Source organism: Desulfovibrio piger (assembly GCF_012843875.1).
Classification (GTDB): Bacteria; Desulfobacterota; Desulfovibrionia; order Desulfovibrionales; family Desulfovibrionaceae; genus Desulfovibrio.
Window position 1 is genome coordinate 1 of record NZ_JABAFY010000069.1, and the last position, 10151, is coordinate 10151.

Annotated in this window: 4 protein-coding genes; all 4 read right to left on the reverse strand. The window is 60.5% G+C overall.

The annotated features are described in order from the left end of the window. Positions 1–109: 109 nt before the first annotated feature. Genes HF854_RS11535 through HF854_RS11545 form a run of 4 tightly spaced genes read right to left on the reverse strand, consistent with a single transcriptional unit; the run spans position 110 to position 9799 of the window. Positions 110–3475: a DUF499 family protein gene (locus tag HF854_RS11535; protein WP_168936425.1), complete on the reverse strand. Its 3366-nt coding sequence runs from the start codon at positions 3473–3475 to the stop codon at positions 110–112. Positions 3476–3487: 12 nt separating this feature from the next. Then, the gene (locus HF854_RS11540) at positions 3488–6274 is read right to left on the reverse strand and encodes a DUF1156 domain-containing protein (protein WP_168936426.1); all 2787 of its coding nucleotides are present in this window, start codon (positions 6272–6274) and stop codon (positions 3488–3490) included. Between the two features lie 3 nt (positions 6275–6277). Next, complete coding sequence (locus HF854_RS12895; RefSeq protein ID WP_205906120.1) at positions 6278–7423, reverse strand: protein NO VEIN domain-containing protein; 1146 nt, start codon at positions 7421–7423, stop codon at positions 6278–6280. A gap of 6 nt (positions 7424–7429) precedes the next feature. Then, positions 7430–9799, reverse strand: coding sequence for a DEAD/DEAH box helicase (locus tag HF854_RS11545; protein WP_205906121.1), 2370 nt, complete (start codon positions 9797–9799; stop codon positions 7430–7432). Between the last annotated feature and the right edge of the window lie 352 nt (positions 9800–10151).

Sequence of the window (10151 nt, forward strand, 5' to 3'; positions counted from 1 at the left end):
GCTGCCGCGCACAGTCTTTTTTTGTCCACATGCCTTCTTGTAACTATAAAAGCTGAAGTTTCCAAACACGCTCTAAATGTAGCCATATCTTCCTCCTTTTCGTGCTCCTCTACTCTTCCACAAAGCCGAAGTTGGTGATTTTCAGAGTGCGGCAGTTTTCGGAAACAGCGCGTATCGTGCTTGGCTGGAGGCCGTTGGGCGCAGCCGCATGGACGTCGAAGCGCAGTTCCACGGTAACGCCGTTTTCCTGCGTGAGGATGGAGACCACCTCTTCGAGGATCTTCTGCACATCGCGGTTCACGCGGGTGGTGTCGAGCTGAGTCGAGAGGTAGAAGCTCATGCTCTTCGGCGCAGGCGGGGTGGGCTGAACCGGCTGGGGCGCGGGAGGCGTAGGAGTAACAAGAGCTGGCCTGTCAGGAGTAGGCACGACAGGTTCAACGACAGGCGGCTGTACCGGCGGAGTCGTGGCTTCCTTCTCCCGCTCTATCTGAGCCTTGGCGGCCTTCACCTTCACAAGGTAGCCGCTCTTTTCCGGGCGCACTCTCTCGCCAAGTTTCAGGCTGATATAACGGTCTTCGCCCACAGCGGCGGCATAGGCAAAGAACTCCGTCTCGCCAAGGCCGCTCGTAATCGCCTCTTCTAGCACGTCATAGCTCGCCAGCCTCGGCAGGTAGCAATAGGTGCAGAGCCATTCCCAGAGCTGTTTTATCTCCAGATGGTTCACGCCTTGCCACAGCAGATTATCCAGTTCCATGAGCAGGAGCGCCGGGGCCCACTTGGTCACAGCCCATTCATTTTGCAGGAGTTTCTTGGCCGCGCGAGTGATGATGCCGTCCGTGCCGCCGCTCAGGCGCGTGCGTTCCCAGTCCAGCGTTTTGCGGTCGTAGGTGTCAACGCTCGGCACAAGCAGCCAGCACCATGCTTCCTTGAGCCGCAGGTCCACGGTCTCGTCACTGCGCTTGAGGCTGACTTCCGTTTCGCGGTTCTGCGCGGCATCGAGGTTCAGGTCTTGGCTGTCTTCCTTGATGGAAGTCCACGCAATGAAACGCCGCACCTCCTGCTCAAGATTGGCCATCAGCGCCTGATCCGCCGCGAGAAAGACCAGCATATTCCGGTACATACGCGGAGCCGTGCCGCGCTTTTCAAACATCTCACTTACTGAGCGCATGGCGGCGCAGTCCTGAGCCGACTGAGCGTAGCTCTCCGCCGGGCGCAGAACCACCAGTCGCACGGACTGCTCATCCGGCACGTCCAGCGACGACGTCGGGCAAACGTGAATACCCGCAAACGGCGCTTCCTTACGCAGTTTCTTGAGGCGGCGTTCTATCTCGAATTCCACGTCCGAGGCCGCGATCTGCGTGGCGCGATCTTCCACGGTCTTTCTCAACGTGGGCCGCGTGTCGTACCAGAAACGGTCGCCGGAAGGATTGGTGTAAAGGTAGGCCAGCTTGTTCTTGAGCGTGTTGCAGGCGTCGTTGAACAGTGCCACCTGCTCGCCGGGCTGGGTCACGCCGAGGCGCACGCGCGACGCCTCCAAGCCGCGTACGTTCTGCTGGCGCACCGTGGGCGCACTGCCCAGCATGATGGCGCGGGCCACGCGGCGGGCGGCGAGAATCTTGCCGTAGCGCGAATTGGCCTTGTCCAGCAGGTAGGGCACGGACTGCTTGCCGTCCACCTCCTTATCCACAAGCGGATTCCAGCCTTCGGAGAGGTGGCGGGTCAGCTCGTCGCGCACGTTGGGCACGTCCATAGGCAGGGAACCGGGCATGATGAGCAGTCCCGCGTCGTTGCCCATCCACAGCTCGTGGATGACCGCCGCCATGAGGCGCAGAACGCCGCGCGTGCGCTGGAAGCGCTCCAGCGTGGCCCAGTCGTCGTAGAGGCGGTCGAAGACTTCGGGATGGATGGGGTAGCAGGAAACGAGGCGGTTCTTGTACTCAAGTTCCTTGGTTTCCAGAGGAAAATCCGACGTGTTCTCGCGGTACATGGCACTGAAATGCTCGCACACCATGTCTCGTGCGCCGGGGTTCTTGCAGTCGAGGAAGAGACGGCGGCGCACCACCTCGAAGCCCTCGTTGGCGGCCACGGGCTTCCAGATGGATTCCATGCGGCCGAAGGTGTGCTCGATGGCCTCCAGAGCGGTCTGCCCGGCCTCGCCGCCGATCTCGATGTTCGATTCGGGGATGGAGGCCACCACAAGGCTGTTACGGCTGGCGCGGGCGGCCTCGGTTATCTCCTGAATAAAGGTGATGAAATTGTCGAAAGAGCCGGACGGCAGGCCGTTCACGCCGTAGATGCGTTTGGCGTAGGCCACAAGTTCGTCCATGAGGATGAGGCAGGGGCCGCAGGCATCGAAGAGGTTCTTGAGAGCTTCCGAGCCGGGGGAGATGCCTTTCTTGTCGGCCTCCTTCACGAAGTCGTAGAGCTTGGGATTCTGGGCCGAGAGCGCGAGCTGATAGGCCATTTCGCCCCAGAGCGTGCTGACCGTGATGCCGGGCAGATTCTGCGGGCGCTTCACCTTGCTGGGGTCGAGCGCAGTACCGACTAGCACCGCCGCGTGGACTTTGGGCAGACTGGCGAGCCCTGCGGACTGGAGCACCGGACGCACGGCGGGAATCTTGTCCACGGAGACCGTGCCGCGCAGAAGGTGGTAAAGGGCCAGCATACTGTGGGTTTTACCGCCGCCGAAGGCCGTTTTGAGCTGGATGACGGGTTCGCCGTCCTTGCCGGACACACGGCGCAGAGCCTGCACCAGAAGCCCGGCCATGCCTTCGGTGACATAGGTTCGGGCGAAGAATTCCACGGGGTCGCGGTATTCGTAAGAGCCTTCGCCGCGCGCCACCTGCGAGAGGTCGGCGGCGAACTCGGCGTTGCGGTAGCGGCCCTGCGCTACGTCGGGATGAGGTTCGATGACATCGCGCCAGCTCGGCAGATTGGCCGGGGATTCCGCGAGTATGCCGGAAGCCTTGGGCGCGGCGGGCGCGGGTTGAGCGGCCTGAGCGGTGACAGCCGTGGAACCGGCGGCAGAGCCATAGCGGGACTCACGCAGGAGGGCGCGGATCTCTTCGGTGGCTTCGGCGTCTATCTGCTCGCAGAGGCGAGACATGGTGTCGAGCGCGCGCCAGGTGTCGCTGTCGTTGAAATCGTCCGCGCCGATGTGGGCCAGCTTGTTGCGCACGCCCATGAGTTCCTTGGCCCATGTGCGGTGGTCGATGGACAGACGCTTACGGAACACATCGCCCCACAGCGCATCAAAAAGGATGAGGCATCGTTGGATGTCCAGCGATTCCATGAGCTTCTGATCCGGACCTTCGAGGGGCAGTCCTCGCCGCTGAAGCTCGTGCAGGGTGGTGAGCACGGCCTGACGCCACCAATCCGGCCCATACTCCACACGGAGGGCGGCGCAGATGTACGGGGCAAAGCCCATGAGCAGGGCACGGAAACCACGGAAAACGAGTTCGTTATTGTTGGTCATGGCTAACTCTCATCAGATAAGGGAACCCTGCTGGGCGGAGCGGCGCACGGCGCGAAGTTCGGAAACCTTCTGCTGTATCTCGGGCCACGAGACCACGAGCGAGTTGTAGGCGTAGGCTTCGGCGTTCCAGCCCTTGCGCTCGGCAAGGGAGAAGAGGCGGTAGGCGAGGTCGCGAGCGCGTTCGGCGTCGGCGGGGTAATCCATGCAGAGCATGGCGCAGGCCTCAACACCGCCTTTTTCGAGGAACTGGCAAAGGTACTGGGTGAGCATCCAGAGGCATCGGCCCGTGGAGCTTCGCGCCTCGGCTTTGAATTCCGGCAGTTCGGAGCGGTCGAAAAGGTGGACGACGCCCTTTTCGGAATAGACCAGCCCCATTTCGGCCAGACGTTCCACAGAGGTGTTCTTAGCGCGGGCCAGAACGTCGGCCTCGCCGAACTTCATGTTGTTGAAGGCGAACTGGGTATAGAGGTCAACGCAGAAGCGGCTTTCGGAATCGAGCACGCCGTCCTGTTCCGAGAAATACAGGTCGAGCTCGGCGTTGATGGTCTGGAGTGCGCTCCGCACGTTCATGGGCGATCCGTCCGCCTCCAGCACCTTGGCGTAGCGGGAATACACGCCCATGCCCGGGCCGATGGCGGCCTGTGCCATGTCCACCGGGGCGATATTGCTGGACTGGAGCTTCTTCAGCGCCGTGCGGAGTTCTCGTTTCAGCTCGGCAATGAAAGAACGCCGCGTGCAGGAGGGCGCATCTTCCGGCCTCTTGCGGCAGACCAGCACGATGGAGGAAGCGAGGGCGTTGGAGTTGCTGGCAATAGAGCGGTTAGCCATTTCTGTTCTCATTGGCCATGTGCCGGTAATGGCAAAGCCAGCCTGAATGATAGCGGAAAGCATGGTTTCCCAACCTGTAGAGGCCGTCTGCTTGTCTTCCTTTCCCTCGTCCGATTCGCTTTGTTTGTAAGCGTAATAAATGGTAACGGGCACATTTTCCCGAGAATATTTGTAAAGTTGACAGCAGGTCTTGAACATGCCGTCTTCAAAAAAATTACGGGCTTTTTCCTTGCTTCCATCAAAACGATAGGGAGTAGCCACCAGTTCTTCCGTCTTGGGGACAAGCATAGTTCGGAAAAGCTGAGGGTAAGTGGACTTCAAAGAACGCCGCAGCCAGACATAAAAGAAGTCAGAAAGGTCGGCATAGCCGATATTGTCGTAATAAGGCGGGTCGGAAGATACGACAATATTTCGAAGCTGGCAGTCTGTCTGAGCGTCATGTTGAATGGCATGCCCCTTGGAGCTAGCTGGAAACTCCAACTGACATTTTATAACCCAGTCCAACATATTATCAAAACATCCAGAAGAATTGCTGAAAGGATTCCCTTCTGAAAAATCCCAGACCATAGGAATCGCCTGACGGCCGAAAGTATTTCTTAGGCCATCGCGTGTGCTATCCCAACTGCAAATAGAAGAGCCTCTATCCGCCATCTTATCCACAAGAAACGCCAAATACACGCCTACAGCCTGACCATAGGCCAATGCACCTGCGCCACCTTCAGCAAGTGGCGTTTCATCGTTGGTCATGCCGATGGCCAAGGCATCACGCATGGCCTTCTGCTGGGCTTCGGCTACGAGGTCGCTGAAGGTGGTAAGGGCTGTGAGCTGGCGGTTGGTGAAGAGTTTATGAAATTCCGTCAGGCCATAAACATTGGTGTTTAGATGCCCGGGATAATAAGCCAGCTCTCCTTCAGGATAATCGGAAGGCTTTTCAACCGTTGAAGAGTTTATTTGGATTTCATCAGCGGGGATGTAGATACGACCATTTCTTCCTTCTCCCACAACTGCCATAAGATGAGCTGAAAGTTCATCTTTCATCCCCTGTTCCCGCACATAGGTGAACGGCACAGGCGTACCACAGCAGGCGCACACAGCTCCCTTGCGGTTCACCGTGCCTTCGAGCTTGGGCTTGCCGCTATGATGCACTTCATAGCTGGCTTTTCCGTCCTCGAAATGCGGCTCAATCCACGCTTCATTTCCCTTTTTCTTGGAAAGCTCAAAACTGCGAACCAGCGGCATCTCGCAACCGCAGGCGGGGTTCGGACATTTCACAGTCCTAGCCCATATCCATGCGATAACGGTCGCCTCGCCGCCGCCCTGTTCGGCAGGAATCTGCACCTTGGGATACAGGTGACCTATGCGCTTGAAAGCCTCCTGCTTCATCCATTCGCCGTAGTAGCGCACGTCTTCGGCAAGGCCGGTGGCTCCGCGCCACGAGCGATCCTGCCCCAGCTTGGCGCGGGCTTCGGGGTTCACGGGAGCCTGCCCGGCAAAGCGCGGGGGAATCTCTATCATGGCCTTGTTTATCATCACGGCCACGGGGTTCAGGTCGTGCGCGTGGGCTTCAAGCCCCAGACGCTGGGCTTCCAGCGGGATAGCACCACCGCCCGCGAAGGGGTCGAGGAACACCAGCGGCTCTTCGCCCATGTACTTCTTTATTTCGGCGCGGGCTTCGTTCAGCAGGTCTTCATCGTTGGAATTTTCCCACTTCACAAGGCGGGCCAGCAGGCTGTGCAGACGCTGGCGTTCCTTTTCCTGCTCCTGTTCCGTGGGGAAAAGCTCAGGATGCGAGGACGGGTCGTCCACCAAGGAAGACCAGATGACAGCACGGGCGGCGGCCAGCGGACGGCGCGCCCACCACAGATGCAGGGTGGAAGGGTGGCCATGCCGGATGGACTTCTCACGGGCGGACTCCGCGTTGATGGCTTCCAGCGGAAGCGCGACTTCGATGAGTTTCTTTATCTGGCTCATGGCTTACCCTTCGTAGATGATTTCCGCATTGCTCATCAGCGCGGAAAGGTTGAAAATACTGCCTTCCGAGCTGAAGTCCGGCGAATTTACAAAGGGCCGCTTCAGGTAGGTCGTGCGAGTGCGCGGGCCGTCCACTTCCACAAGGGCAAGGATGAACTGCTCCGGCTGGTTCAGGGCCGTAAGGATTTCGTTTTTCGTGACGATGACGTTTGTTGCCCCGGCGGCGCGGCCCTTCACTTCGATAAAGCGCAGGCTGGGAACGCCCTTGGCGAGGGCGTCCGGCACGGTGCTTTCGATGTCGTAGCCGCATTTTTCCGCGCTCACGTCGCGGGGCAGGAAGCCCTGCGCGCGTTCGGCTTCCATCACGGCCTGCATGGCCGCCATTTCTATGGCCTTGCGTGCGCGGGCGTCGGCGCAGAACTCAGGCGTGGCGCGGCCCGTGAGCTTCGCCATCAGTCCGCCGGGAATGATGAGCGCCCCGCCGATGATGACCGGCGGCAGGGCCGAAATAGTGCGCTCGGCGGCCAGCTCGTCCATGCGGCGTTTGAGGCGGGCGGCCAGCTCTTCGGCGCGGCGTTCCGCCATCTGCGAATTGAGCTGGGAATTGCGCTTGCCCGCGTTTTCCTTGAGCTTGAGGTCGGCGGCGCGGTAGTCCCAGTACTGGATCTCGGCGGTGAGGCGTTCCTTGACGGCCTTTTCGGTCTTGTCGATGAGCCGTTCCTTGCGGGTGCGGACTTCGTTCAGGTGGCCGGGGATGAGCCGCGTCACGGCGTGGCCGAGGGCGAGGCTTTCCACGCCGCCCGCAAGCCAAGCCTTACCGCTGGCGTGTTCGAGCGCGGCCTGCCGCTCCTCGCCAGAGGCGGGGCGGTAATCGAGATACGGCGCGTAGCCTGCGTTCGTGGCCGTGCCGTCTTCGCCTATCTCTACAAAATGGATGTTGCGCGAGATGACGCGGCGGCTCCCGTCGGCAAGGAGCGTGCCGTCCTGAATGGTATGCTCGATGTAGAAGAGCAGGCGCGCGGCTTCGCTGGGGTCGCTTTCGTCCACCAGCACGGCCCCGCGCTTCAAGAGGTCGCCGGAGCGTTCGCGCATCACATCGAGCACGGCTTCGAGCAGGGGATGCCCGGGGCAGATGAACGCGGCAGGCACAGCGCCCTAAATGTTGCGGTATGCCTTGTCGAAGCAGATGCGCTCGTAGCGGGTGAGCACGGGCTCGCCGTTGCCCACCTGCATATCGCGGCTGCGCACGGAGTGGGGAACGAAGGTGATTTCCCAGCGGCCCTTCTCGCGCGGGGACATACGGCCGCCCAGCTCGCGGAACGCCTCCTTGAAAAAGGCTTCGATGAAGTGCGGCTGGAGGCGGCGGGCCTCCATGCGTTCCATGTTCTCGCGTATGACGGCCACGGTTTCGGCGTCCATCACGTCCTGCGTGAGGGCGTGATCCTGCACCAGCTTGCGTATGGCCTCGCGGTCGAAGGCCGAGTCCATGTCGGCGTCGAGGCGGGTCTGCACAGCGGGGTCACTGCCGTGGCGCACGGCTTCGATGAGCAGTTCGCGCAAGGGGCGGTTGTTGAACGTGACCTTGCCGAGTATGTCGAAGACCTTGCCGCCCAGCGCCTGCTTCTCCTGCTCCAGCTTTTCAAAGAGCTTTTTGAAGACTTTGCCTTCGCGGGTCTCTGCGGCAACGAGGTTCCAGAGCCAGCAGTCCTTGCTCTGGCCTATGCGGTGGATTCGGCCGAAACGCTGTTCGAGGCGGTTTGGGTTCCACGGCAGGTCATAGTTCACCATAAGGTGCGCCCGCTGGAGGTTGAGGCCTTCGCCTGCGGCGTCCGTAGCGATGAGGATGCGCACGTCCTTGTCCTGCTTGAAGCGTTCCTCAACCTTGCGGCGTTCGTCGCGGAGCATGCCGCCGTCGATGACCACCACGGCTTCCTCACTGCCGAGGAGCGAGCGAATCTTGCCCGTGAGGTAGCGGAGCGTGTCGCGGTGTTCCGTGAAGATGATGAGCTTTTCGCGGGAGCCGTCCGAATCGAACATGCACTCTTCGTCCTGAAGCAGGCCGGAGAGTTCTTCCCATTTGCGGTCTTTGCCGCTGGCGCGCACGCGGGCGGCCATGGCTTCCAGCACCTTGAGCGTGGCGATTTCCGCTTCCAGTTCCGCGATGGTGGATGCGGCACTGGCGCGGTCGGCCACCTGCTCTTCGGCTTCTTCCAGTTCGGCGGAGGGCAGGTCGTCGTCATCGAACTCCGCGTCGGCAAGGTCGAGGACGGTGTGGTCTCGCTCCCACATCTGGGCACGCTGGCCGAGGCGTTCTTCTTCAAGGCGGCGTTCAAGGCGTTCCTTGCGGCGGCGCAGAGACTGGAAAATGGCTTCCGGCGAGGACGCGAGGCGGCGCTGGAGAATGGTGAGCGCGAAGCCCACGGTAGTGCGGCGCTCGTTGTTCAGCTTGTCCGCGCGGTTGAATTCGTTCTCCACGTACTCGGTCACGGCCTTGTAGAGTTCGGCTTCCTGCGGCGAAAGGCTGTAGTCCACCGTGGCGGCGTGGCGGTCGGGGAAGAGTTTAGAGCCGTCGAACTTCAGGAGTTCTTCCTTTACCAGGCGGCGCATGACATCCGACACGTTGACGGACTGCGCCCCCGTGCGGGAGGCTCCGCCGAAGCGGTCCAGATCCACGAGCGCGAGGAAGAGCTGGAAGTCTTCTTCCTTACCGTTGTGCGGGGTGGCGGTGAGTAGGAGGAAGTGCCGCGTGATGCTGGAAAGCAGGCGGCCGAGCTGGTAGCGGCGCGTCATTTTCACGTCGCCGCCCCAGACCGTGGCGGACATCTTGTGGGCTTCGTCGCAGACTATCAGGTCCCAATCGGTGACGCGGAGCTTGTCGAGCAGGTTCTCGTTGCGGGCCAGCTTGTCGAGCCGCGCAATGGCGAAGCCCGTTTCCTGAAACACGTTGCCGGAAGCGGCGGCTTCGATGCGTTCGTTGCTGAGTATCTCGAAGCGCAGGTGGAACTTGCGGAAAAGCTCGTCCTGCCATTGTTCGGCCAGCGAACCGGGGCTGACGATGAGACAGCGTTTGAGGTCGCCGCGCGCGATGAGTTCCTTGATGAACAGGCCGGTCATGATGGTTTTGCCCGCGCCGGGGTCATCCGCGAGGATGTAGCGCAGAGGCAGGCGGCCCAGAAGTTCCTGATAGACGGCGGAAATCTGATGCGGGAGCGGCTCGACATCGGATGTGTGGACGGCGAGATACGGGTCGAAGAGGTGGGCGTAGTGGATGCGCCACGCCTCGGACGCAAGGCGGAGCTGTGCGCCGTCGGCATCGAAGCTCCACGGCAGTTCGGCCTTCTGGAGTGTGAGCGAAGACTCGTCTTCCCGGTAGAGAAGGCGAGTGCCCGGCGTGCCCCGGCTGTCCTTGTAGGTGATGTCCAGAACGGCATTGCCGTACCACTGGGCCGCCACGATAGTTACGGCTTCCTGCGGTGCGATGCCGAGAACACTGCTGCCTGCGGTGAGTTCCTCAAGCTTTGCCATGGAACCTCCGCGAGGGGATGGAGGTTCCCTTCCTGTATGTTTCCAACAAGTTATCTCTGCTGACCATGCCGTTATCCCTTGGGAATACGCCCGCCGGCCTTGCAAAAAGGTGTACTTTCTTGCAAGCCGTGAGCGCAAAATTGAGCACTCCATTTTTGCCATAAATCTAGCAAAGTTACAACTCCGCCTCTTCTGACTGGCCTGCCAGCATCCTCCCAATTTTCCCTTTGCAAGAAAGTACACTTAGAGAATGTCCGGCATACATCTTGCTATAATAGTTTTCTCCAAAGGATACAGGCCAAAGCAAGGTAAAGTAGTCCCATAAAATTGACGAGGTAACAACAGTAGCGAG

Bases quoted from the DNA above. Each gene is read 5' to 3' on its own strand.
- HF854_RS11535 (WP_168936425.1), bottom strand. From the start codon at position 3,475: ATGACCAACAATAACGAACTCGTTTTCCGTGGTTTCCGTGCCCTGCTC.
- HF854_RS11540 (WP_168936426.1), bottom strand. From the start codon at position 6,274: ATGAGCCAGATAAAGAAACTCATCGAAGTCGCGCTTCCGCTGGAAGCC.
- HF854_RS11545 (WP_205906121.1), bottom strand. From the start codon at position 9,799: ATGGCAAAGCTTGAGGAACTCACCGCAGGCAGCAGTGTTCTCGGCATC.